This is a genomic window from Mesobacterium pallidum, from assembly GCF_019966535.1.
Taxonomy (GTDB): Bacteria; Pseudomonadota; Alphaproteobacteria; order Rhodobacterales; family Rhodobacteraceae; genus Mesobacterium; species Mesobacterium pallidum.
Genome location: NZ_JAIMID010000006.1, coordinates 205,038 through 227,594 on the forward strand (window position 1 = coordinate 205,038; position 22,557 = coordinate 227,594).

General features: G+C 66.7%; 20 protein-coding genes. 8 read left to right on the forward strand and 12 right to left on the reverse strand.

Annotated features, from left to right (window positions below):
• Nucleotides 1-76: 76 nt before the first annotated feature.
• The gene (locus tag MF270_RS11195) at nucleotides 77-1,702 is read right to left on the reverse strand and encodes a SulP family inorganic anion transporter (RefSeq protein ID WP_238365965.1); all 1,626 of its coding nucleotides are present in this window, start codon (nucleotides 1,700-1,702) and stop codon (nucleotides 77-79) included.
• Between the two features lie 189 nt (nucleotides 1,703-1,891).
• On the opposite strand from MF270_RS11195, the gene MF270_RS11200 reads away from it, so the two are divergent.
• The 3 genes from MF270_RS11200 to MF270_RS11210 all read left to right on the forward strand — a co-directional run bounded on the left by MF270_RS11200 (nucleotide 1,892) and on the right by MF270_RS11210 (nucleotide 5,275).
• Complete coding sequence (locus MF270_RS11200) at nucleotides 1,892-2,764, forward strand: S-methyl-5'-thioadenosine phosphorylase (RefSeq protein ID WP_238365966.1); 873 nt, start codon at nucleotides 1,892-1,894, stop codon at nucleotides 2,762-2,764.
• 157 nt (nucleotides 2,765-2,921) lie between these two features.
• A complete protein-coding gene (locus tag MF270_RS11205) occupies nucleotides 2,922-4,673 on the forward strand; it encodes a calcium-binding protein (protein ID WP_238365967.1) in 1,752 nt (583 codons plus the stop codon).
• A 62-nt stretch (nucleotides 4,674-4,735) separates the two neighbouring features.
• Entirely contained in the window at nucleotides 4,736-5,275 is a 540-nt protein-coding gene (locus MF270_RS11210) for an adenine phosphoribosyltransferase (RefSeq protein ID WP_238365968.1), read from the forward strand.
• Nucleotides 5,276-5,352: 77 nt separating this feature from the next.
• Here MF270_RS11210 and MF270_RS11215 read toward each other — a convergent pair whose 3' ends face one another.
• The 11 genes from MF270_RS11215 to coxB form a co-directional block, all read right to left on the reverse strand.
• Nucleotides 5,353-6,774, reverse strand: a complete 1,422-nt coding sequence (locus MF270_RS11215; RefSeq protein WP_238365969.1) for an FAD-binding oxidoreductase — start codon at nucleotides 6,772-6,774, stop codon at nucleotides 5,353-5,355.
• 50 nt (nucleotides 6,775-6,824) lie between these two features.
• Nucleotides 6,825-7,655: an MBL fold metallo-hydrolase gene (locus MF270_RS11220; protein WP_238365970.1), complete on the reverse strand. Its 831-nt coding sequence runs from the start codon at nucleotides 7,653-7,655 to the stop codon at nucleotides 6,825-6,827.
• 347 nt (nucleotides 7,656-8,002) lie between these two features.
• Nucleotides 8,003-8,587, reverse strand: coding sequence for a GNAT family N-acetyltransferase (locus MF270_RS11225; RefSeq protein ID WP_238365971.1), 585 nt, complete (start codon nucleotides 8,585-8,587; stop codon nucleotides 8,003-8,005).
• Nucleotides 8,587-9,849, reverse strand: coding sequence for a M16 family metallopeptidase (locus MF270_RS11230; RefSeq protein WP_238365972.1), 1,263 nt, complete (start codon nucleotides 9,847-9,849; stop codon nucleotides 8,587-8,589). Before MF270_RS11230 ends, MF270_RS11225 begins: the two co-directional genes overlap by 1 nt.
• Nucleotides 9,846-11,231 (reverse strand): threonine synthase, encoded by a 1,386-nt coding sequence (gene thrC, locus MF270_RS11235; RefSeq protein WP_238365973.1) that lies wholly within the window; start codon nucleotides 11,229-11,231, stop codon nucleotides 9,846-9,848. The genes MF270_RS11230 and thrC overlap by 4 nt, the downstream gene beginning before the upstream one ends.
• Nucleotides 11,228-11,911: an SURF1 family protein gene (locus MF270_RS11240; RefSeq protein ID WP_238365974.1), complete on the reverse strand. Its 684-nt coding sequence runs from the start codon at nucleotides 11,909-11,911 to the stop codon at nucleotides 11,228-11,230. The genes thrC and MF270_RS11240 overlap by 4 nt, the downstream gene beginning before the upstream one ends.
• Before the next feature lie 105 nt (nucleotides 11,912-12,016).
• Nucleotides 12,017-12,817 carry a cytochrome c oxidase subunit 3 gene (locus MF270_RS11245; RefSeq protein ID WP_238365975.1) on the reverse strand — a complete coding sequence of 267 codons (801 nt, stop codon included), beginning with the start codon at nucleotides 12,815-12,817 and terminating at the stop codon, nucleotides 12,017-12,019.
• A 21-nt stretch (nucleotides 12,818-12,838) separates the two neighbouring features.
• On the reverse strand, nucleotides 12,839-13,426 hold the full coding sequence (locus MF270_RS11250; RefSeq protein WP_238365976.1) for a cytochrome c oxidase assembly protein: 588 nt from the start codon (nucleotides 13,424-13,426) through the stop codon (nucleotides 12,839-12,841).
• Entirely contained in the window at nucleotides 13,423-13,590 is a 168-nt protein-coding gene (locus tag MF270_RS11255) for a hypothetical protein (protein ID WP_238365977.1), read from the reverse strand. The genes MF270_RS11250 and MF270_RS11255 overlap by 4 nt, the downstream gene beginning before the upstream one ends.
• Nucleotide 13,591: 1 nt before the next feature.
• Nucleotides 13,592-14,542: a heme o synthase gene (gene cyoE, locus MF270_RS11260; protein ID WP_238365978.1), complete on the reverse strand. Its 951-nt coding sequence runs from the start codon at nucleotides 14,540-14,542 to the stop codon at nucleotides 13,592-13,594.
• A 107-nt stretch (nucleotides 14,543-14,649) separates the two neighbouring features.
• The gene (gene coxB, locus MF270_RS11265) at nucleotides 14,650-15,492 is read right to left on the reverse strand and encodes a cytochrome c oxidase subunit II (RefSeq protein ID WP_238365979.1); all 843 of its coding nucleotides are present in this window, start codon (nucleotides 15,490-15,492) and stop codon (nucleotides 14,650-14,652) included.
• Between the two features lie 194 nt (nucleotides 15,493-15,686).
• On the opposite strand from coxB, the gene tldD reads away from it, so the two are divergent.
• From tldD to MF270_RS11290, 5 genes are all read left to right on the forward strand, one after another.
• Complete coding sequence (tldD, locus tag MF270_RS11270) at nucleotides 15,687-17,108, forward strand: metalloprotease TldD (RefSeq protein ID WP_238365980.1); 1,422 nt, start codon at nucleotides 15,687-15,689, stop codon at nucleotides 17,106-17,108.
• Nucleotides 17,105-17,611, forward strand: coding sequence for a hypothetical protein (locus tag MF270_RS11275; RefSeq protein ID WP_238365981.1), 507 nt, complete (start codon nucleotides 17,105-17,107; stop codon nucleotides 17,609-17,611). The genes tldD and MF270_RS11275 overlap by 4 nt, the downstream gene beginning before the upstream one ends.
• A gap of 93 nt (nucleotides 17,612-17,704) precedes the next feature.
• On the forward strand, nucleotides 17,705-18,880 hold the full coding sequence (dprA, locus tag MF270_RS11280; RefSeq protein ID WP_238365982.1) for a DNA-processing protein DprA: 1,176 nt from the start codon (nucleotides 17,705-17,707) through the stop codon (nucleotides 18,878-18,880).
• A 162-nt stretch (nucleotides 18,881-19,042) separates the two neighbouring features.
• A complete protein-coding gene (gene topA / locus MF270_RS11285; RefSeq protein WP_238365983.1) occupies nucleotides 19,043-21,742 on the forward strand; it encodes a type I DNA topoisomerase in 2,700 nt (899 codons plus the stop codon).
• Between the two features lie 161 nt (nucleotides 21,743-21,903).
• Nucleotides 21,904-22,467, forward strand: a complete 564-nt coding sequence (locus MF270_RS11290) for a L,D-transpeptidase (protein WP_238365984.1) — start codon at nucleotides 21,904-21,906, stop codon at nucleotides 22,465-22,467.
• The last annotated feature ends 90 nt before the right edge of the window (nucleotides 22,468-22,557 follow it).

Genomic DNA, 22,557 nt, shown 5'->3' on the forward strand with positions numbered 1-22,557 from the left:
GTAATGAGTATTTGTGGAATAATGAAAGGGGGCGGGATCGCGGTGATCCTGCCCCCTTCGCGATCAAGACGGGCGGTCAGTGGCTGCCGAGGATGCCGGTGCGGACCGAATAGTTCGCGGCCACCGCGTAATCGGGGTCGTCGTCGCTGTCGATCACCAGGTGGCCGGCCTTTTTCAGCAGCCGGTGGCAGTCACGGCTGAGGTGGCGCAGCTGGATCGCCTTGCCCTGCTCCTCGTACTTGCTGGCCAGCGCCTCGATCGCCTGCAGGGCCGATTGGTCGACCACGCGGCTTTCGGCGAAATCGACCACCACCGTGTCGGGGTCGGCCTCGGGGTCGAAGAGTTCGGCAAAGCCGTCGGTCGAACCGAAGAAGAGCGGGCCGCGGATGCGGTAGATCTTTTTCGCGCCCTCGTCGCGGATGTCGGCATGGATGCGGATCGCGTTGTTCCAGGCATAGGCCAGCGCCGAGACGATCACGCCCACGACCACCGCGACGGCGAGGTCGGAATAGACCGTCACCACGGTCACCAGAACGATCACGAAGGCATCGGTCAGCGGCACGCGGAAGAGGATGCGCAGGGAGTTCCAGGCGAAGGTGCCGATGACGACCATGAACATCACGCCGACCAGGGCGGCGAGCGGGATCTGCTCGATCACAGACGACCCGACGAGGATGAAGGACAACAGGAACAGGGCCGCCACGATGCCGGCGACACGGGTGCGCCCGCCCGATTTCACGTTGATCATTGACTGGCCGATCATGGCGCAGCCGCCCATGCCGCCAAAGAAGCCGGTGACCGTGTTGGCCATGCCCTGGGCGATGCATTCCTGGCTGGCGCCGCCGCGCTGGCCGGTCATCTCGCCGACCAGGTTGAGGGTCAGCAGGGATTCGATCAGGCCGATGGCGGCAAGGATCACGGCGTAGGGCAGGATGATTTCCAGCGTCTCCCAGGTCAGCGGGACCATGGGGATGTGGAAGGGCGGCAGCGTGCCCTCGACCGAGGCGAGGTCACCGACGCGCGGCACATCGAGGCCGAAGGCGATGACCAGCCCGCCGGTGATGGCGATGCCGGCCAGCGGCGCGGGCACGATCTTGGTCACCTTGGGCAGGGCCCAGATCACCACCATGGTCAGCGCCACCAGCGCCAGCATGAGCACGAGCGGCCCGCCCGAGAGCCATTCGCCCCCCGACATGCCGTGGCCGGTGTTCTGCATGCTGCCCGGCACCTTGAACTGCCCGAGTTGCGCCAGGAAGATCACGATGGCGAGGCCATTGACGAAGCCCAGCATCACCGGATGCGGCACCATGCGGATGAACTTGCCCCAGCGCATGACCCCGGCGAAGATCTGCAAGAGGCCCATCAGCACCACGGTGGCGAACAGGTATTCCACCCCGTGCTCGGCCACCAGCGCCACCATGACCACCGCCAGCGCGCCCGTCGCGCCCGAGATCATGCCGGGCCGGCCGCCGAAGATCGCGGTGATCAGCCCGACGATGAAGGCGGCGTAAAGGCCCACCAGCGGCGCGACCCCGGCGACGAAGGCAAAGGCCACCGCCTCGGGCACCAGCGCCAGCGCGACGGTCAGGCCCGACAGCAGCTCGGTCTTGAATTGCATGGGGGTCAGCCGCGTCGTCGGCGCGAGGCTGAGATCGGGCATCGAGATGCGATTGGCATAGCGTGCCAGCAGGGCCTTGGCCATCGGGTCTTCCTGTTCTGTCTTTCGGGTGCGCGCCCCGGCGATACTGCAATGCAGCAAGAATGGCCACCCATTGTGGCCAAATGGCTGCGATTGGCCCCGGCCCCGGGGCGGATTTGCCGCGCGGGGCGGCTTTTCATTGCCGCGCGGGCGGTGCAGCATGGCCCCAAAGTCAAACACGGAGAGGCAGACATGGGCGAGACGATGATCGGCGTGATCGGCGGGTCGGGGATCTACGATCTCGAGGCGCTCGAGGGCAAGGAATGGGTCACGGTGGACACGCCCTGGGGCGCGCCTTCGGACGCGATCCTGACCGGCATGCTGGACGGGGTGAAGATGGCCTTCCTGCCCCGGCACGGGCGCGGGCATGTGCATTCGCCTTCGTCCGTCCCATACCGCGCCAATATCGACGCGCTGAAACGGCTGGGGGTGACGGATGTCGTCTCGGTCTCGGCCGTGGGGTCGTTCCGCGAAGAGATGGCGCCGGGGGATTTCGTCATCCTGGACCAGTTCATCGACCGGACCTTCGCGCGGGAGAAATCCTTCTTCGGCCCCGGCTGCGTGGCGCATGTGAGCGTGGCGCATCCGACCTGCACCCGCCTCGGCCGGGCCTGCCTGACAGCCGCGCGGGACGCGGGCATCACCGTGCATGACGGCGGGACCTACCTTGCGATGGAGGGGCCGCAATTCTCGACCCTCGCGGAATCGCGGATGTACCGCGAAAGCTGGGGCGCCGACGTGATCGGCATGACCAACATGCCCGAGGCGAAACTCGCCCGCGAGGCCGAGCTTTGCTACACCTCGGTCGCCATGGTCACCGATTACGACAGCTGGCACCCGGACCACGGTGAGGTCGACGTGACGAAGATCATCGAGACGCTGACGGGCAATGCCGCCAAGGCCCGGGACCTTGTCAGCCGCTTGCCGGCCCTGATGGGCCCGTCGCGCGACAGCTGCCCCCATGGCTGCGACCATGCGCTCGACTTCGCGATCCTGACCGCGCCCGAGGCGCGCGACCCCGAGGTGCTGGCACGGCTGGATGCCGTGGCGGGGCGGGTGCTGTAGCCGCGCGACCTCGTCAGAAACGCACGCGGCAGACAGTTTTCGACCGTAGCGCGACAAAACCTCTTGAGTTTGGGGCCGGAGATGCTCGCATAATCGGCCATCAAGCGGACCCCGTGTTGAGCCGGGCCAGCGTTCCATTCTGAAAAGGTCGATTTCAATGGCAACCCTTACCATCAACGAAGAACTGGTGCAGGCCCGTTATGTCCTGTCCACGTGGTCTACGCCGGCCATCGCCTCGGGTGACATAGTGGTTGTCGGGGTGAATGGCGCCGTCATCTCGACCGGGTCGTCGGCGATCCATGTCTCTGATGTGCCAGAGTTGGACATCGTGAACGACGGGCTGATCTCGGGCACGTCGCAATCAATCTATCTGGACGGCCCCGGTGGCATCTTCACGCTGACAAACGGCAACACCGGACGGATCGAGAACGATGGCGGCCGCCTCTATGCAGCACATATTAGTGGCGCGTCATCGACCGTCACCAACGCGGGCCAGATGGTGGGGTCGGCCGCCAGCGCCTACCCGACGCTCATTCAGACCTCGAGCACCTCGACCCTGGTCAACAGCGGCCTGATCACCGATTCCTCGACCGGACCCAAGACCTATGCAGCGACCGTAGCATTCTACGCCGTCAGTACGGCGAATTTCACTAACCTGAGCACCATTCAGGGCAACGGCACCGGCGGGACCGATACCGATGCGACCGTTGCCTTCATTGTCTCGACCGCATCGGTGACCTTCCACAACGAAGGACGGATCACATCACCGCGCCTCGCGGTCTATTCGGACGCCTGGATGTCAGAGGACTTCCGGAACAGCGGAACGATCGAGGGCGGGGTCAAGCTCTCGGACACGGTCGGCGCGAGCTTTCTGAACAGCGGCCTGATCTTCGGTGACGTGCTGATGCGCGGGGGGAACGACACCTATACCGCAGTGGGCGAAGGCATGGTGGAGGGTGAGGTTGACGGCGGCGACGGACAGGACGAACTCACCGGCGGGAATGCAGCCGATGTGCTGCGCGGCAGAGCGGGAACCGACGTGCTGCGCGGTTTCGGAGGCGACGACCTTCTGTATGGCGGCGACAATGCCGACAGCATCTATGCCGGCGACGGGGCGGATTCCGCCTGGGGCGGCGCCTGGGGCGACCTGATCGAAGGTCGCGACGGCGCCGATTCCCTTCGGGGAGAGGGCGGCGGCGACACACTGCTGGGCGGGCTCGGGCGTGACTGGATCTATTCCGGGGACGGTGCGGATGAGGCATCAGGTGGCAGGGGCGACGACCTGGTCTTTGGCGGGAACGGCGGCGATACGCTCCGGGGCGATGACGGCGGCGATGAGCTGTTTGGCGGACTCGGCCAGGATGCGATCTATGCCGGAAACGGCGCGGACACGGCCCTGGGCGGGGACGGCGACGACCTCGTTTACGGCGGCAATGGCCATGACAGCCTACAGGGCGGCGGCGGGGCCGACACCCTGGGTGGCGGTGCGGGCCGTGACACCATCGCGGGTGGCGCGGGCAACGACCGGATCGACGCCGGCAGCTGGGCCGATGTGCTCTACGGCGGCGATGGCGCCGACACGTTGAACGGCGGCCTCGGGGCCGACACCATGACCGGTGGCGCCGGGGCGGATGTGTTCGTCCTGTCGAATGCGGCGCACAGCGGATTGGGCGCGGCTTCGGACCGGATCGCCGATTTCGAGCAGGGCCTGGACCGGATCGACCTGTCGGCGCTTGGTGTCTCGTGGAACGGGACCGCCAGCTTCGACGGCTCGGCCAATTTCGCCCGCTACTACACCGATTTCGGCCATGCCCATGTGATGATCGACCTCGACGGAGACCGGGCCGTCGATCTGCGGCTGGTGGTCGAGGAGACGGCCTCGCTGTCGGCGGTCGATTTCATCCTGTAAGCCCGCGACCGGCTGGACAGACCGCCCCGGTCCAGCCATCGTGAGCGCAGATGCAGGGGGGCGTGCCGCATATGAAGACCGTCAAGGATTACATCCGCACCATCGTCGATTTCCCGCACGAGGGGATCATGTTCCGCGACGTGACCACTCTGTTTGCGGATCCGCGCGGATTTCGCATGGCGGTGGACCAGATGCTGCACCCCTATGCCGGGCAGCGGATCGACAAGGTCGTGGGGCTCGAGGCGCGCGGCTTCATCCTGGGTGGCGCCATCGCGCACCAGCTCGGCACCGGCTTCGTGCCGATCCGCAAGAAGGGCAAGCTGCCCGGGGCCGTGATCTCGGAGGAATACACGCTGGAATACGGAGAGGCGGTGGTCGAGATCCACGACGACGCGATCACCGGGTCCGAAAAGATCCTGCTGGTCGACGACCTGCTGGCCACCGGCGGCACCGCCGAGGCCGGGATCAAGCTTGTCGAACGGCTGGGCGGAGAGATCATGGGCTGTGCCTTCATCATCGACCTGCCCGAGCTGGGCGGTCGGGCCAAGCTCGAAGGGCTGGGGATGGACGTGCATGCGCTCTGCGCCTTCGAGGGGCTGTAAAAGGGGGCGCTGCCCCCGTCTCCCTTCGGGCGGACTCTCCCGGAGTATTTCGGGAAAAGTGAAAGAGTGGGCTGCGTTCAGGCGCCCGCGCGCAGCACTGCGCCGGGATTCATGATGCCCAGGGGGTCGAGCGCGGCCTTGATCGCCCGCATTGCCGCCAGCTTGGCCGGATCGCCGTAGCGTTCGAGGTCCGCGACCTTGAGCCGCCCGATCCCGTGCTCGGCGCTGACCGATCCGTCCATCGCGTGCACGAGGTCATGGACCGCCTGCTGCACCTCGGTCTTGGCATTGCCATAGTCGGACCGGCTGCGCCCCTTCGCGGGGAAGACGTTGTAATGCAGGTTGCCATCGCCGAGGTGGCCGAAGGCATTGATGCGGAAATCGCCCATGCCGGCCAGCATCGCGTTGCCACGGCGCAGGAAGTCGGGGATGTCCGAGATCGGGATCGACACGTCATGGCTCGAGATCGATCCGATCAGGCGGTTCGCCTCGGGGATCGTTTCGCGGAGGGTCCAGAGGTCGTGCCGCTGCGCCTCGGACTGGGCGATGATCCCGTCGGTGGCGAGATCCTGGTCGAGCGCCGCCTCGAACAGCGCCATCAGCTCTTCGGCCGGGTCGATGCCGCGCGGCAGACCCAGTTCCACCAGGACCATCCAATCCGGCGTGTCAGCGAAGGGCAGGCGCACCTGCGGCATGGTTTCGGCCAGGAAATGCAGCCCCTGCCCCGAGATCAGTTCGAAGGCGCTGACGCCCTCGCCGGCGCGGTCGCGGGTCAGGTTCAAGAGCGCGACGGCGGCGGCCGGGTCCGGCACCACCATGAGCGCGGTGCCAAGGGCGGCGGGGCGCGGGGCAAGCTTGAGGGCGGCGGCGGTGATCACGCCCAGCGTGCCCTCGGCGCCCATCAGGAGGTGGCGCAGGTCATAGCCGGTGTTGTCCTTGCGCAGCCGCTTGAGCCCGTGCCAGGTGGACCCGTCCGGCAGCACCGCCTCAAGCCCCAGCACCTGGTCGCGGGCATTGCCGTAGCGCAGCACGTTCACCCCGCCCGCGTTGGTCGACAAGAGCCCGCCGATCCGGGCCGAGCCCTCGCTGGCCAGTGACAGCGGGAAGAGCCGGCCTTCGGCCTCGGCCCGCGCCTGGACGTCGGCCAGGATCGCGCCGGCCTCGACCAGCATCACGTTCTCCTGCGGGTGGATTGCGCGGATTGCGGTCATCCGCTCGAGCGACAGGATCAGCGGGGCGGGCTGGCCGTCGGGGCAGACCTGCCCGCCGACAAGGCCGGTGCCTCCGCCATAGGGCAGCACGCCGACACGGGCCGCGGCGCAGGCGCGGATGATGGTGGCGACTTCCTCGGTACTGGCGGGCGCGGCCACGACGGCCCCCTGTCCCTTCCAGGTCCCCCGCGGCTCTTCGAGGTACCTCGGCTCCACGCTGCGCAACGTGCCCGCCGGCAGTTGCGCGGCGAGGCCGTCCAGAAAATCGCTATCCGCCGGGTTCAACATGGCGCGCCCTCCAAGTGCCCGGCATGGTTAGCAGGCCGGGCCGGCGGCGGCTACTCGGGATCGCGCAGGAGGCGCGGCTGCATCATCACCACGGTCGGCCGGTCCGGCAGGCTGCGCAGGGAGACCTCGATGAAGCTTTGTGCCCCGCGCTCGATTGCGAATTCGTCCTGCATCCCTTGCGCGAAGGCATCCAGCGCATAGCCCGAGAACCAGTGCATCGGCAGCACGATCCGCGCCTTCATGCGCTTGAGCGTGTCGATCATGACCGGCAGCGGCAGGGTCATGCCGCCATCGACCGGCGCCATGACCACGTCGAGCCGGCCGATGGCGGCGTATTGCTCGGCATTGGGTTCGTGGTGCAGGTGGCCGAGATGGCCGATGCAGAGCCCGCCGACCTCGAAGATGAAGATCGAGTTGCCCTGGTCCTCGCGCCCCCCGCCCGAGCGGATGTCGGTCGAGACATTGCGGATCAGCACTTCGCCGAGGTCGAGATGGTGATCGATCCCCGTCCCGTATGCCTCGCCCCAGCCGGGCAGCACATGGGGGATCGCCGGGTCGGGCGCGGCGGTCCAGTGCGTGGAATGGGCGTGGTTCATGGTGACCACGTCGGGGATCACCTTTGTCGCGCCGACGAAGCCGGTGTAATCGGTGACGATGGTCAGCCCGCCCGGTGTCTCGATCAGGAAGGAGGCATGCGAGACGTAGTGGATGCGCACGGTGTAATCGTCGGGCAGCGGCGCGCGGTAGCTGGCCTTGTGCAGGTATTCGATCCCCGGCGCGGCATCGGCGATGGCGATGCAATGGCTCGGTCGCCGGTCCTGAGCAGCGGCGGGCAGCGCGAGGGACAGCAGGATCAACAGGGGGGCAAGGACACGCAGCATGGGATACCTCCGGGTTTGCCGGAGCCTAGCATGGAACCGCGCGGTTCGGGCCGATTGGCGCGCTTCACGTTTGCGTGGGTGCAGGGTTGGGCGATCTCGAGGCGAAGCGCCTGCGGCGGGCGGGTTGAGGGGGCGCTGCCCCCTCGGCGCCAGGGCGCCTCACCCCCGAGGTATTTGGAAAACGATGAAGGACCGGGCGGGTGCGGGGCGAAGGTGTTGCGCAAGTCCGGCGTCAGTAGGATTCGCGATGGTCTGACGGGAGCGGTCCGCCCCTCATTTCACTTTTCCCCAAATACTCCCGTCGGAGGCGTTCCGACCTTTGCCAAGGACGGAAAGTTCAGGGTGTGTCAGCCGACCTCGGTCCGGCCGCGGCGGTCATTGCGCAGGGCGGCATAAAGCACATGGGTGCGCCAGCGGCCGTTGATCTGCAGGTAGCTTTGCGCGACCCCCTCGTACTTGAAGCCGGTCTTTTCCAGGAGGGCCCGCGAGGGGGTGTTCTCCGGCAGGCAGCCCGCCTCGATCCGGCTGAGGTCGAGCGTGTGGAAGGCGTAGTGCACCAACGCCTCGATCGCCTCGCGCATGAAACCGTTGCGGGCGTAGCGTTCGCCCGTCCAGTAGCCGACCGTGGCCGATTGCGCGGGACCCCGGCGGATGTTGTCGAGCGTGATTGCCCCCACCAGCCGCTGCCCGTCGCGCTGCACCAGGAACAGCGGATAGGCCGTGCCCGCCTGCACCGACCGACGCGCCCAGTAGACGCGGTTGGTAAAGCTCTTTCGGGTGAGGTGATCGGCGGCCCAGGTCGGCTCCCACGGAGTGAGAAAAGCGCGGCTTTCCGCGCGCAGGGCCGTCCAGGAGGAAAAATCGTGATGCTCGGGCGCACGCAGGGTCAGCCGGTCAGTTTCCAGCCGGACCTTGCGTTTGCCGCGCAGCATCAGGCCGCCCGTCTGAGCTGGAGCGCCTCCAGGTCGGGGGCATGACCCAGCGGACCGTAGAGGGCCAGCGCCGCCGGCGCCTTGCGCACCAGCTGGCTTGCGAAGGCGCGCACGTCCTCGCGCGTCACCGCGTCGATCTTGCCGACGACTTCCTCGAGATCGGGCACGCGCCCCCAGATCTCCATCATCCGCGCGAGGCGTTCGGCGCGCGAGGACGGGCTTTCGAGGCCCATCAGCAGCCCGGCCTTCATCTGGGCGCGGGCGCGGGCGATTTCCTCGTCGGACATGTCGTCGGCGGCGCGCTTCATCTCGTCGATGGTGATTTCGGCCAGCTCGGTCAGCTTGTCGTCGCTGGTCCCGGCATAGAGCGTGAACTGCCCTGTGTCGGAATAGGCGCCGGCCTGGCTGAAGATCGTGTAGCAGAGCCCGCGCCGCTCGCGCACCTCCTGGAACAGGCGCGAGGACATGCCGCCCCCCAGCGCGACCGAGTAGACCTGCGCCGTGTGGATCATCGGGTCGGTGTAATCGGGGCTTTCGAAGCACAGCGCGAAATGCGCCTGCTCGAGCGGCTTGTCGCGGCGCACCTGCCCGCCAAGGAAGGACGCCCGGTCGGGCGCCAACGCGTTGCGCGGCTTGAGATGGCCGAACAGCGCCTCGGCCTGGGCCACGATCTCTTCGTGGTCGATGGCGCCGGCGGCCGACAGGATCAGCTGGCCCGGCCCGTAATGTTCGGCCACGAAGGTCCGCAGGTCATCCTCGCCGAAGGCGCGCACCCGCTCGGCCGGGCCGAGGATCGTGCGGCCAAGGGCCTGGCCGGGGTAGGACACCTCTTGCAACCAGTCGAAGATCACGTCGTCGGGCGTGTCATGGGCCTGGCCGATTTCCTGCAGGATCACCCCGCGTTCGACCTCGATCTCGCGCTTGTCGAAGACGGGGTTCATCACGATGTCGGCCACCACGTCCAGCGCCAGCGGCACATCGTCCTTGAGCACGCGGGCGTAATAGGCCGTGACCTCGCGCGAGGTATAGGCGTTGATATAGCCGCCCACGTCCTCGATCGCCTCGGCGATCTGCAGCGCGCTGCGCCGCTCGGTGCCCTTGAACGCCATGTGTTCGAGGAAATGCGCGATGCCGTTCTGTTCCGCGCGCTCGTGTCGTCCGCCGGCCATGACCCAGATGCCGATGGCAGCGGATTGCAAGCTGGGCATATGCTCGGTGACGACGCGCAGCCCGTTCGAGAGCGTGTGGATTCTGACGGTCAATTGGTTCTCCGTTCCCGGATCAGGGCTTCGAGCGTGGTGAGGTCGTTGGCGACTCGGGTCACCCGTTCCGGTCGCTCATACAGGTCCGCCATGCGCGGGGGAAGCCCGGGGCGTTCGCCGCTGGCCTTTTCCACCGCGTCGGGGAATTTCGCCGGGTGCGCCGTGGCCAGTGTGATCATCGGCGTGGCGCCAAGGTGCGCCTCGGCCACGTGGACGCCGACGGCGCTGTGGGGGCACAGCAGCTCGCCGCTGGTCTTGCGCTGCTGGGTGATGGTCTGCAGCGTTTCCTCTTCGCTGACGCGGCCCGAGGCAAAGGTGGCCTGCAGCATATCCAGCGCCCCTTGCGAAACGGTGAACCCGCCTGCCTTGAGCTCGTCCATCAGCTGCGCCACGGCCTTGCCGTCACGGTCGTAGGCGTCGAACAGTGCCCGTTCGAAGTTCGAGCTGACCTGGATATCCATCGAGGGCGAGATCGACGGGTGCACGTCGGACATCTTGTAGCCGCCCGTCGTCAGGCAGCGGTGCAGGATGTCGTTCTGGTTGGTCGCGATCACCAGCTTGTCGATCGGCAGGCCCATTTTCTTGGCGATGTAGCCGGCGAAGATGTCACCGAAATTGCCCGTCGGCACGGTGAAGCTGACCGCACGGTGCGGCGCGCCCAGCGACACGGCGGATGAGAAGTAATAGACGACCTGCGCCAGCACCCGCGCCCAGTTGATGGAGTTGACGCCGGCGAGGCCAACCTCGTCGCGGAAGTCGAAATCGTTGAACATGTCCTTGAGCCGCGCCTGGCAATCGTCGAAATGCCCGTCGAGCGCGAGTGCATGGACGTTCGATTCAGACGGCGTGGTCATCTGGCGGCGCTGAACTTCCGACACCCGGCCATGGGGGAAGAGGATGAAGACATCCACGTTGTCGAGCCCCTTGAACGCCTCGATCGCGGCGGATCCGGTGTCGCCCGAGGTGGCGCCGACGATGGTCACGCGGGCATCTCGGCGCTTAAGCTCGTACTGGAAGAGCTGGCCGATGAGCTGCATGGCAAAGTCCTTGAAGGCCAGGGTCGGCCCATGGAACAGCTCGAGCAGGAAGTGGTTCGGCGCCAGTTGCACCAGCGGCGCCCGGGCCGGATGGTCGAAGCCCGCATAGGCGCGGTCGATGATGCCGCGGAAGTCGTCATCGGGGATCGTGCCGCCGAGAAAGGGACGCATGACGCGGAACGCGATCTCTTCGTAGCTTTGCCCGGCGAGGGCCGCGATGTCGGCGGCGCTCATCGTCGGGACGGTCTCGGGCACGTAAAGCCCGCCGTCGCGCGCAAGGCCCGTCAGCATCGTGTCGGTAAAGCTCAGCGCCGGAGCGGCGCCGCGGGTCGAGATGTAGTTCATCGATCTGCCTTCTGTCGGGCCCGGAGTCCCGCGATGTAATAGCCTGTCATGACCGCCCATGCGAGGGCCATCAGGAACCAGGTCCCCGCGTATTGCAGGTGGTCGTTCGGGATGCCGGCCGTGTCAACCGGAAGCGGCATCATGTTCGCCTCGGGCGGCGAGATTTCGCGGGCGATGACCAGCACCGGCTCGGTCCCCAATTCGGCGGCCAGCGCGGGGATGTCGCGGGCGAACCAGATGTTCGCGGCGCGGTCGGGCGCGGGGGTGGAGGAGGTGACCTCGTCCGGCCAGTGCAGGTTGCCGGTGACGGTCACCGGCCCCGCGGGCGGCGCGGGCTGGTCGAGGTCGAGCCGCAGGAAGCCGCGGTCGATCAGCAGACGGCGGCCCTCGGTCTCGAAGACGTCGATCAGCCGGTAGCCTGCGCCCATCTGCCGGGTGCTGACCAGCACGCGGATCGCGCCGGGCAGGATCTGCCCCGTGGCCCGGACCGGCAAGTAGCGGTCTGCCTCGGGGTCGGGATTTGCGGGGATGGCGACAGGCGCGCCGGCGATCCGCGCCTCGATATCCGCCAGGATGCCCTCTTTCCATTGCAACCGCTGCACCTGCCAGATGCCCAGCGAGAGGAAGACCGCGAGGCCGAGCAGGCCGAAGAACAGGGGCAGGATCAGGGCGCGGCGCATGGGTGGTCCGGTGGTCTTTGGATGGCAGAAACGCGCGGGGTCCCCCGCGCGTTTCGAATTCCGTTCGAATGGAGATGTAGGGTGGGGTTCTACCCCACCGCCCGCTCAGCCGCCCCAGATGTAGACGGCTGCGAAGAGGAACAGCCACACGACGTCGACGAAGTGCCAGTACCAGGCGGCGGCCTCGAAGCCGACGTGCTGTTCCGGCGTGAAGTGGCCGCGCAAGGTCCGCATCAGGCAGATGAACAGGAAGATGGTCCCGATCACCACGTGGAAGCCGTGGAAGCCCGTCGCCATGAAGAAGTTGGCGCCGTAGATGTTGCCCGAGAAGCCGAAGGCGGCGTGGCTGTATTCATAAACCTGGAACACGGTGAAGATCGCGCCGAGGGCGATGGCGAGCGTCAGGCCCCAGACCATGTCCTTGCGGTTGTTCTCGTGCACCAGCGCATGGTGCGCCCATGTGGCGGCCGCGCCCGAGCAGAGCAGGATCAGCGTGTTGATCAGCGGCAGGTGCCAGGGGTCGAAGGTCTCGATACCCGCAGGCGGCCAGACGCCGTCGACCGCCGGGCTTTCGGGGCCCATCGGGTACATGGCATGCTTGAAGAAGCTCCAGAACCACGCGAAGAAGAACATCACCTCGGACATGATGAACAGGATGAAGCCGTAGCGCAGGCCGATGCGGACCACCGGGGTGTGATCGCCGGTCTGGCCTTCGTGGACGACATCCGACCACCAGCCGAACATGACGTAGAGCACGCCGATCAGCCCGGCGAAGAACACGTAGGGCGTGATGCTCTGCATCCACAACACGGCCCCGAACAGCATGGTAAAGCCGAAGACCGCGCCCAGGAACGGATAGATCGAGGGCGGCAGGATGTGATAGTCGTGGTTCTTAACATGTGCCATGGGTGTTCCCTCGTTCTTGGCCTAGTTAAAGCTTGCGTCCTGCTCCGTTTCCAGGCTGGCGGCCTGGTCTTCGGGCAGGTCGATCTCGTGGAACGTGTAGCCCAGCGTGATGTTGTGGATGTACTGACCTTCCCGGTCCTCCACGATCTCAGGGTCCACGTAGAAGCTCACGGGCATTTCCACCCGCTCGCCCGGTTGAAGCACCTGCTCGGTAAAGCAGAAGCATTCCACCTTGATGAAGAATCCGCCGGCCTGGTAGGGCACGACGTTGTAGCTGGCCGCGCCCGCGATGGGCCGGTCGGTCGGGTTGTAGGCCTCGTAGAAGACCAGCGCGTCCTGGCCGATGTTGATTTCCATCTCGCGGGTCATCGGCTTGAAGACCCAGGGGAAATCACGTTCGACCGAGGCGTCGAACCGGACCTTGATGGTCTGGTCCAGCACTTCGTGCTCATAGGCGGCATCCGAGGCGACGCCGGTGGTGCCGCCAAACCCGGTCACCCGGCAGAACCAGTCGTAGAAGGGCACGGCCGCCCAGGCCATGGCGCCCATGAAGACGACGACGCCGACCAGGTAGGCGACGGTGCGGTTGGGACCTTCGAGACGTTTCATTGCGATGCCTCCGTTGCCGGGGCCTGACGCGCCGCGCCTTCGCGGTTGGTCTTGACCAGGGTCAGGCCGAACACGATGCCGATGAACGCCACCAGCACGAGTGCCGTGCCGATGTTGCGCCCCATCCGGCGCTTGTGCAGGTCGTGGGTCGGTTGCAGGGCCATGTTACCAGCCTCCCATGCCGAAACGGGTCAGCACGGCCTCGGCCAGGATCGCGCCGAAGTGCAGGAAGAGATAGAGCAGCGAGAGCTTGAAGAAGCGGCGCTCGACCGCGAAATTGTCCGCTTCGCTCGCCACCTCGTCGCGGCGCCAGATATCGACGGCGCCCTTGAGGAACAGCGCGTTCAGGACCAGCGCGACGGCCAGGTAGACCGGCCCGCCGATGCCGGTGAAGGCGGCGGCGATAGTCATGACGGCCAGAAGGACAGTGTAGACAAGGATGTGCAGGCGGGTCGCCGGACGGCCGTGGGTCACAGTCAGCATCGGCACGCCGGCATCGTCGTAATCCGAACGCATGAACAGCGCGAGGGCCCAGAAATGCGGCGGGGTCCACATGAACGTCAGGCAGAACATGAGGACGGCTTCGACGCTGATGCTGCCGGTCGCGGCGGCCCAGCCGATCATCGGGGGGAAAGCGCCCGCGGCGCCGCCGATTACGATGTTCTGCGGCGTCGAGCGCTTGAGCCACATGGTGTAGATCACCACGTAGAAGAAGATGGTGAAGGCCAGCAGCGCCGCCGCCAGCAGGTTGGTCGCCAGGAACAGCATGACCACCGAGATCACCGACAGCGCGATGCCGAAGGCTTTCGCCTCGCCGGGCGTCACCTTGCCGGCCGGGATCGGGCGGCCCTTGGTGCGCCGCATCACGGCATCGATATCCGCATCCCACCACATGTTCAGCGCGCCCGAGGCGCCGCCACCGATGGCGATGAACAGGATCGCGACGAAGCCCACGAAGGGGTGAACCGGCACGGGCGCGGCCAGCAGACCGACCAGGGCCGTGAACACGACCAGCGACATGACGCGCGGCTTGAGCAGCGCGAAGAAATCGCCAAAGCCTGCCTCCCCCGCCTGGGCGGTGATTGAGGTCTGGGTATTGATCGAAGCGTCGCTCATGGTCGTCCGGTCATGCTCGCAAGGGTCATGGTCTCAAGTTGCGCGAAATGGGCGGAGGCCGCCCATTTCAGGGGGTCGGAAGGCAGGCCCGGGGCCCGCCGCCGGGATCACTCGGCCGCAGCCACGTTGTAGCTGCGCGGCTTGCCGGCATATTCCTCGATCGCACCGTCAAGCCAGGCGTCGTAGGCCTCTTGCGAGACGACCTTGACCGTGATCGGCATATAGGCGTGGTCCTTGCCGCACAGCTCCGAGCACTGGCCGAAGTAGATGCCTTCCTGCTCGGCCGAGAACCACAGCTGGGCGATCCGGCCCGGCACGGCGTCCTGCTTCACGCCGAAGGCCGGGATGGTCCACGAATGGATCACGTCGGCGCCGGTGATGTCCATCACCACGACGGTATTCACGGGCACGACCACGGCGGTGTCGGTGGCCAGCAGGTACTGCGCCTGCTCGTAGCCGGCCTCTTCCAGCTCGTCACGCTGCAGCATGAAACTTTCGAACCCGAACTCGTGGTCGGTGTATTCATAACCCCAGTACCACTGGTAGCCAGTCACCTTGATGTGGATGTCACCCTCGGGGATCTCCTGCTGCTTGAACAGCACCGGCAGCGAGAAGGCGCCGATGAAGAACAGGATGACGATCGGCACGATGGTCCAGGCCACCTCGATCGGGGTGTTGTGGGTGAAGGTCGCCGGCTTGGGATTGGCCTTGCTGTTGTGGCGCAGGATGACCCAGGCCAGCAGAACCGTCACGAACAGCACGATGGCGATGATGATCACGTTGATCATCCCCTCGAGCCAGTGGATGTCGCGCGCCAGTTCGGTCGCGGCCGGCTGCCAGCCGGTCTTGCCGGCCAGCGGCTGGCCGATGATTTCCAGACCATCCTGAGCCAGGGCCGGAGCGGCTGCGAATGCGGCAGTGATGCCTGCGAGAATCGATTTAATACGCATGTGTCACCCTGATTGCGTCAGTGGTTTTCATAGGCTCCTCCGCTCCCTGTTTGCGGCGGGCAGCCGCGGGCGCGAGGGAATCCCGTTGTTTTGCTGTCGCTATGAACCATATTCTGGTCACCAGATAAAGAACCTAGCTTGCGGCAAACGGACGCTTTTTTGATTTGGATCAAGAGCCGCATATCGGAGAGCCCATGACCGACACCCGCTTCCAACCCTTTGAAAACGCTCTGGACAAGGACCAGGCGCTGGCCCTGCTGCGCGAGGCGACGGCCGGCGCGGAGGACGGCGAGCTTTTTCTGGAACGCCGCCGCTCCGAGGCGCTGGTCTTCGATGACGGGCGTCTCAAAACCGCCAGTTACGACGCGACCGAGGGCATGGGCCTGCGCGCCGTGAACGGCGAAGTGGCCGGTTACGCCCATTCCAGCGAGATTTCCGAATCGGCCCTGCGCCGTGCAGTCGACACAGCTCGGCTCGCGGTCGGCGCGGGAGGCGGCACCTTCGCCGCCGGCCCCCGCCCGACCAACACGCGGCTCTATACCGACCGCGACCCGATCGCCGACGCCGCCTTCCCGGTCAAGGTCGAGACGCTGCGCGAGATCGACGCCTTTGCCCGCGACATGGACCCGCGCGTGGTGCAAGTCAGCGCGACCATCGCGGCGTCCTGCCAGGAGGTCGAGATCCTGCGCCCCGACGGCGTGCATGTGATTGACGTACGGCCCATGACCCGCGTGAACGTGTCGGTCATCGTCGAACAGGACGGGCGGCGCGAATCCGGCACGGCCGGCGGCGGCGGCCGCATCGCGCTGGACGGGCTGCTGGACCCGGCCGACTGGCAGGCCAAGGCGCGCGAGGCATTGCGCATCGCGCTGGTGAACCTGCGGGCCGTCCCCGCCCCCGCCGGCGTCATGGACATCGTGCTTGGCCCCGGCTGGCCCGGTATCCTGCTGCACGAGGCGATCGGGCACGGGCTGGAAGGCGACTTCAACCGCAAGGGCAGTTCGGCTTTCGCCGGGCTGATGGGTCAGCAGGTGGCGGCCAAGGGCGTGACCGTTCTGGATGACGGCACGATCCCCGACCGGCGCGGCTCGATCACCGTGGATGACGAGGGCACCCCATCGGGCCGGAACGTGCTGATCGAAGACGGCATCCTGGTGGGCTACATGCAGGACCGGCAGAACGCGCGCCTCATGGGCGTGGAGCCCACCGGCAACGGACGCCGCGAAAGCTATGCCCATGCGCCGATGCCGCGGATGACCAACACATACATGACGGGCGGCGATGCCGACCCGGCCGACATCGTGGCCGACCTCAAGGACGGCATCTGGGCCGTCGGCTTCGGCGGCGGGCAGGTCGACATCACCAACGGCAAGTTCGTGTTCTCCTGCACCGAGGCGTACCGGGTCAAGGACGGCAAGGTCGGCGCCCCGGTCAAGGGCGCCACGCTGATCGGCGACGGCCCCGAGGCGCTGAAACGCATCCGCGCGCTGGGCAACGACATGGCACTGGACCCCGGCATGGGGAACTGCGGCAAGGCCGGCCAATGGGTGCCGGTTGGCGTCGGCCAGCCGACCACGCTGATCGGCGGGCTGACCGTGGGCGGCGCCGGCGGATGAGCTGGCCGGCGATCCGGACCGAGCCGGTCTTGTTCGCGCCGCAGCAGCACCTGTTGGCGGGCATCGGGACGTTCCTGCTCATGCCGTTGATCGGCCTTGCGATCAGCGTCCTGGGAATTGTCGCGCTCTACACGACTGCCTCGGACAGGGCTGTCTCGATCTTCGCGGCGCCGGGATTGATCCTGACGTTCGGCGCTCTGTTCAGCTGGATCGGCATGATCTTTCTCGTGCCGGTTGCTGCCCGGGCCTGTGCCCGCGGGTGGGCCGGTTGGGCTTCGAGCCTCGTCGCCGGTGCCGCCATCGGCTTTTGTGTCGGGCTGGCGATCGGACTTGTCCGCGCCGGCCTGCACCCCCCGAACCCGGAGGTATTGCGGGCCGATAATCTGACCCATCCGCTGCCGGCAGTGTACGGCACGGTTTCGGGCGCACTCCATGCACTGCTCCACATGAGCCTTCTGCGGCGGCGCGCACGCCCGGGCGGGGCTGCCTCCCAGCCAAATTGACCCGAATTCGATTTTCTCTCGCTTTCCGGGAATCATTCACACCTTGTTAACCAATGACGCGTAACTCTTGAGGTGCAAGAGGACGAGGGCACGATGACCGGGGATACAGTTTCTTCCACTCACCCCCTACTCCCACCCACCACGGAAGATGACCGGGTATCGTGGCTTCGCCTCTTGCGCTCCCGCCGCGTCGGGATCGCGACCTTCTACAGATTGATGGGCGAACATGGCTCCGCTCAGGCGGCGCTGGAGGCTCTGCCCGCCATCGCGGCCGAGGCCGGGGTCGAGAATTACGAGACCTGCCCCGAGGGCGTCGTGCTGGCCGAGTTGCGGCGCGGCCGCGAGGCAGGGGCACAACTGATCTTCCGGGGCGATCCGACCTACCCGGCCCCTCTCACGGAACTGCCGGACCCGCCGCCGATGCTTTGGGCGGTGGGGGACCTGTCGGTCCTGCAACGCCCTGCCGTGGCGCTGGTCGGGTCGCGCAATGCCTCGGCGCTTGGCACGCGCATGGCCCGGTCGCTGGCCAAGGGGCTGGCGCGCGAGGGCTGGATCGTCGTGTCGGGCCTGGCCCGGGGCATCGACGCCGCAGCCCATCACGCCAGCCTCGAGACCGGGACCATCGGCGTTCTGGCGGGCGGGGTCGACGTGCTTTACCCGGCCGAGAACGCCGCCATGGCCGAAGAAATCCCCAAACATGGCCTGCGCCTCTCCGAGCAGCCCATGGGCATGCAGCCCATGGCGCGGCATTTCCCCGCGCGCAACCGCATCGTGTCGGGCCTGGCCCGCGCGGTCATCGTGGTCGAGGCGGCGGCGAAATCGGGCAGCCTGATCACCGCCCGCAATGCGCTCGACCTTGGGCGCGAGGTGATGGCGGTGCCGGGCCATCCCTTCGATAACCGTGCCGCCGGCTGCAACATGCTGCTGCGCGACGGCGCCCGGCTGGTGCGCGGCCCGCAGGACGTGATCGAGGCCCTGCCCGAACTTGCCCCCCAGCTCGACCAGCCTGCCCTGCCCCTGCCCGAACCCGACGCCCCGGACGCGCTGCCCGAGATTCCACGCGCCGCGCCCGAACGCCGCAGCCTGCAGGACACCGCCGCGCTGCACAGCCTGATCCTTGACCGGCTCAGCACCGCGCCCATCACCGAGGACGAGCTGATCCGGGCCGTCGGCGCCAGCGCCCGGCTGACCTGCCCCGCCGTGGTCGAGCTCGAGATCGCGGGCAAGGTCCAGCGCCACCCCGGCAGCCTCATCTCGCGCCTGCCCTGACGCGCAGCCCGGTCCCGCGCCAGATGGCCGCGTCAAGGCCGAACACGCGCCATATATAATGAGAGCGCCCCGGCACCGCATTGACAATCCGCCGCTCCGCCCCACATGTTCCGCCGCCAACGGGGCACCCCTGACTCGCCCCGCGAACCGAAAGGAATGTGCATGCCAGTCGTCGTCGTCGAATCCCCGGCCAAGGCCAAGACGATCAACAAGTATCTGGGATCCGACTACACGGTTCTGGCCTCTTACGGGCACGTGCGCGACCTGCCGGCCAAGGACGGATCGGTCGACACGGAGCACGATTTCGACATGACCTGGGAGGTCGGCAACGATTCCCGCAAGCATGTGAAAGCCATCGCCGACGCGCTCAAGGACGACAACGCCCTGATCCTCGCGACCGACCCCGATCGCGAGGGCGAGGCGATCAGCTGGCACCTGAAGGAGGCGCTGACCAAGCGCAAATCCATCAAGAAGGACACGCCGGTCAGCCGCGTGACCTTCAACGCGATCACCAAGGCCGCCGTGACCGAGGCGATGGCGAACCCGCGCGACATCGACGCCCCGCTGGTCGAAGCGTACCTGGCCCGCCGCGCGCTCGATTACCTCGTGGGCTTCAACCTCAGCCCGGTCCTGTGGCGCAAGCTGCCCGGCGCGCGGTCGGCCGGCAGGGTGCAATCGGTCTGCCTGCGCCTCATCGTCGAGCGCGAGATGGAGATCGAGGCGTTCAGGGCGCGCGAATACTGGTCGGTCAAGGCGCAGCTGACCACCCCCCGCGGCCAGACCTACGAGGCGCGGCTCACCACGCTGGCCGGAAAGAAACTCGACCGGTTCGACCTTGCCAACGAGACCGACGCCGAGATGGCCGTCAGCGCCGTCTCCAAGCGCAATCTCAAGATCACCTCGGTCGAGGCGAAGCCGGCCAGCCGCAACCCCTCGGCGCCCTTCATGACCTCGACCCTGCAGCAGGAGGCCAGCCGCAAGTTCGGCATGGGCGCGCGGCAATGCATGAACGCGGCCCAGCGCCTCTACGAGGCCGGCCACATCACCTACATGCGGACCGACGGCATCGACATGGCGCCCGAAGCGGTCACCGCCTGCCGCGAGGCGATCACCGACCGCTATGGCGCGAGCTATGTCCCGAAAGAGCCGCGCATCTACAAGAACAAGGCCAAGAATGCGCAGGAAGCGCATGAATGCATCCGGCCGACGGACATGACCAAGGACGCGCCCGCGCTCAAGCTCAAGGACGAGGACCAGCGCCGGCTTTATGACCTGATCTGGAAGCGCACGCTAGCCTGCCAGATGTCCGGCGCGCGGCTTGAACGCACCACGGTCGAGATCGGCAGCGACGATGGCCAGGTCGGCCTGCGGGCCACGGGTCAGGTCGTGGTCTTCGACGGCTTTCTCAAGGTCTACGAAGAGGGGCGCGACGAGCCGGTCGAGGACGGCGACGACAACCGCCTGCCCCAGATCATGGAGGGCGAGCCGGCCAAGTTTGCATCCGGCGCGCTGGAAAGCGCCTATTCCAAGGCCGGCGAGAAGTCCGTCGAGGTGATCGAGGACGACGCCCCCGGCGGCATGCAGAAGAACGGTGTCGCGGTGCTGTCGGACAACGGCGCCGTGCTGGCGCTGCAAAGCCACACCCAGCCGCCCCCGCGCTACACCGAGGCGACGCTGGTCAAGAAGATGGAAGAGCTGGGCATCGGCCGCCCCTCGACCTATGCCAGCGTGATCGGCACGATCCAGGACCGCGAATATGTCCGCAAGGAACAGAACCGCCTGTTCCCCGAGGACAAGGGCCGCATCGTCACGATCTTCCTGCTGAACTTCTTCAAGCGCTACGTGGAATACGATTTCACCGCCGAGCTCGAGAACGAACTGGACGAGGTGAGCGCGGGCGAGATGGACTACAAGGAGTTGCTGGCCAAGTTCTGGCGCGACTTCCACGCCGCCATCTCCGAGACCTCCGAGCTGCGCATCACCGAGGTGCTGGACGTGCTTGACGACGCGCTGGCGCCGCAGCTTTACCCGCCGCGCGAGGATGGCAGCGACCCGCGGATCTGCCCCAAGTGCGGCCAGGGCCAGCTGCACCTCAAGACCTCGCGCACCGGCGGCTTTGTCGGCTGTGGCAATTACCCCGAATGCACCTATACCCGGCCCATCGCCGGCGAGGGCGCGGATGGCGAGGAAAAGCTGCTGGGCGAGGATGAGGGCGACGAGATCTGGCTCAAGGCCGGCCGCTTCGGCCCCTACGTCCAGCGCGGAGAGCCGACGCCCGAGAACAAGAAGCCGCCGCGCGCCTCGCTGCCCAAGAAGGGCGGGCAGTTCCTGCCGGGCTGGGACCCCAAGGATATCGACCTCGACAAGGCGCTGACCCTGCTGACCATGCCGCGCGAGGTGGGCGAGCATCCCGAGGGCGGGATGATCACCGCCAACCTCGGCCGGTTCGGGCCCTACATCATGCACCAGAAAGATGACGAGGCCAAACCTACTTACGTCAACCTCAAGGAGTTCCAGGAAGTCTTCGAGATCGGGATGAACCACGCGGTCGAGCTCTTGGCACAGAAGCGCGCCAACCCCGGCCGGGGCCGCGGGTCGGCCGCCAAGCCGCTGCGCGAGCTGGGCGATCACCCCGATGGCGGCGCCATCGCCGTGATGGAAGGCCGCTACGGCCCCTACGTGAAATGGGAGAAGGTCAATGCGACCCTGCCCAAGGACGTGGAGGCGGACAAGATCACGATGGAACAGGCGCTTGCGCTGATCAAGGAAAAGGCCGGCGCCAAGGGCGGCAAGAAGAAAGCCGCGCCCAAGAAGGCCGCCGCCAAGAAGACGCCGGCAAAGAAGTCCGCGGGCAGGAAATAACCGGCAAATGCGTCGCCCGGCCGGGCGGCGCATGGCGCCATTCCGCGCAGGTCTGCGGCCCGCATGGCACATGCATCGCGTTTCAAGCATACGTGATTTCCAATTCATCGGGCGTCCTGATTGTGTGCCCGGGAAACCGCCATCGAACAGGATATCCCCTCATGTCCCGCCTCACGCGTCGCGGCCTGCTGGCCGCCACGAGCGCCTTTGTCGCCTCTCCTGCCCTGCTGCATGCGCAGGAGGTGTTCCAGGAAGAAGAGTTCAACCGACACAACATCTCGAGCTTTTCCAACCAGGACTGGCGCGACCATTTCGACTCGGTCGAGCAGGTGTCGATCCTGGCCGACACCACGTCGCGCGCGCTGCATTTCTGGGGCGAAGGCGGCCGTGACTACCGGGTCTTCCCGACCTCGGTCCCGCGCACGGACGAGCTGACAAAGCGCGGCTACACCGAGGTGGTGCGCAAGAAGGTCGGCCCCTCGTGGACGCCGACCGCCAGCCAGCTGGAACGCTACCCCGACTGGAAGCCCATCGGCCCCGGCCCAGAGAACCCGCTGGGCACCCATGCGATGTACCTTGGCTGGCCCGCCTACATCATCCACGGCACCCATGACACCCGCAAGATCGGCCGCCGGTCCTCGGACGGCTGCATCGGTCTTTACAACGAGATGATCGCGCAGCTCTTCGACATCACGCCGATCGGCGCGCAGGTCCGCATCATCTGACAGGCCCCCGGGGGCGGCAGATACGACAATCGCGAATCGGTTCGCAGAATTTGCCGCCTACGGGTTTTGCCCACGTTGACATGTGCTGCG

What these genes read in the sequence shown, in the direction of transcription:
- MF270_RS11195 (WP_238365965.1), bottom strand. Translation starts at nt 1,702, where the DNA reads ATGGCCAAGGCCCTGCTGGCACGCTATGCCAATCGCATCTCGATGCCC.
- MF270_RS11200 (WP_238365966.1), top strand. Translation starts at nt 1,892, where the DNA reads ATGGGCGAGACGATGATCGGCGTGATCGGCGGGTCGGGGATCTACGAT.
- MF270_RS11205 (WP_238365967.1), top strand. Translation starts at nt 2,922, where the DNA reads ATGGCAACCCTTACCATCAACGAAGAACTGGTGCAGGCCCGTTATGTC.
- MF270_RS11215 (WP_238365969.1), bottom strand. Translation starts at nt 6,774, where the DNA reads ATGTTGAACCCGGCGGATAGCGATTTTCTGGACGGCCTCGCCGCGCAA.
- MF270_RS11220 (WP_238365970.1), bottom strand. Translation starts at nt 7,655, where the DNA reads ATGCTGCGTGTCCTTGCCCCCCTGTTGATCCTGCTGTCCCTCGCGCTG.
- MF270_RS11225 (WP_238365971.1), bottom strand. Translation starts at nt 8,587, where the DNA reads ATGCTGCGCGGCAAACGCAAGGTCCGGCTGGAAACTGACCGGCTGACC.
- thrC (WP_238365973.1), bottom strand. Translation starts at nt 11,231, where the DNA reads ATGAACTACATCTCGACCCGCGGCGCCGCTCCGGCGCTGAGCTTTACC.
- MF270_RS11240 (WP_238365974.1), bottom strand. Translation starts at nt 11,911, where the DNA reads ATGCGCCGCGCCCTGATCCTGCCCCTGTTCTTCGGCCTGCTCGGCCTC.
- MF270_RS11245 (WP_238365975.1), bottom strand. Translation starts at nt 12,817, where the DNA reads ATGGCACATGTTAAGAACCACGACTATCACATCCTGCCGCCCTCGATC.
- MF270_RS11250 (WP_238365976.1), bottom strand. Translation starts at nt 13,426, where the DNA reads ATGAAACGTCTCGAAGGTCCCAACCGCACCGTCGCCTACCTGGTCGGC.
- MF270_RS11255 (WP_238365977.1), bottom strand. Translation starts at nt 13,590, where the DNA reads ATGGCCCTGCAACCGACCCACGACCTGCACAAGCGCCGGATGGGGCGC.
- cyoE (WP_238365978.1), bottom strand. Translation starts at nt 14,542, where the DNA reads ATGAGCGACGCTTCGATCAATACCCAGACCTCAATCACCGCCCAGGCG.
- coxB (WP_238365979.1), bottom strand. Translation starts at nt 15,492, where the DNA reads ATGCGTATTAAATCGATTCTCGCAGGCATCACTGCCGCATTCGCAGCC.
- tldD (WP_238365980.1), top strand. Translation starts at nt 15,687, where the DNA reads ATGACCGACACCCGCTTCCAACCCTTTGAAAACGCTCTGGACAAGGAC.
- MF270_RS11275 (WP_238365981.1), top strand. Translation starts at nt 17,105, where the DNA reads ATGAGCTGGCCGGCGATCCGGACCGAGCCGGTCTTGTTCGCGCCGCAG.
- dprA (WP_238365982.1), top strand. Translation starts at nt 17,705, where the DNA reads ATGACCGGGGATACAGTTTCTTCCACTCACCCCCTACTCCCACCCACC.
- topA (WP_238365983.1), top strand. Translation starts at nt 19,043, where the DNA reads ATGCCAGTCGTCGTCGTCGAATCCCCGGCCAAGGCCAAGACGATCAAC.
- MF270_RS11290 (WP_238365984.1), top strand. Translation starts at nt 21,904, where the DNA reads ATGTCCCGCCTCACGCGTCGCGGCCTGCTGGCCGCCACGAGCGCCTTT.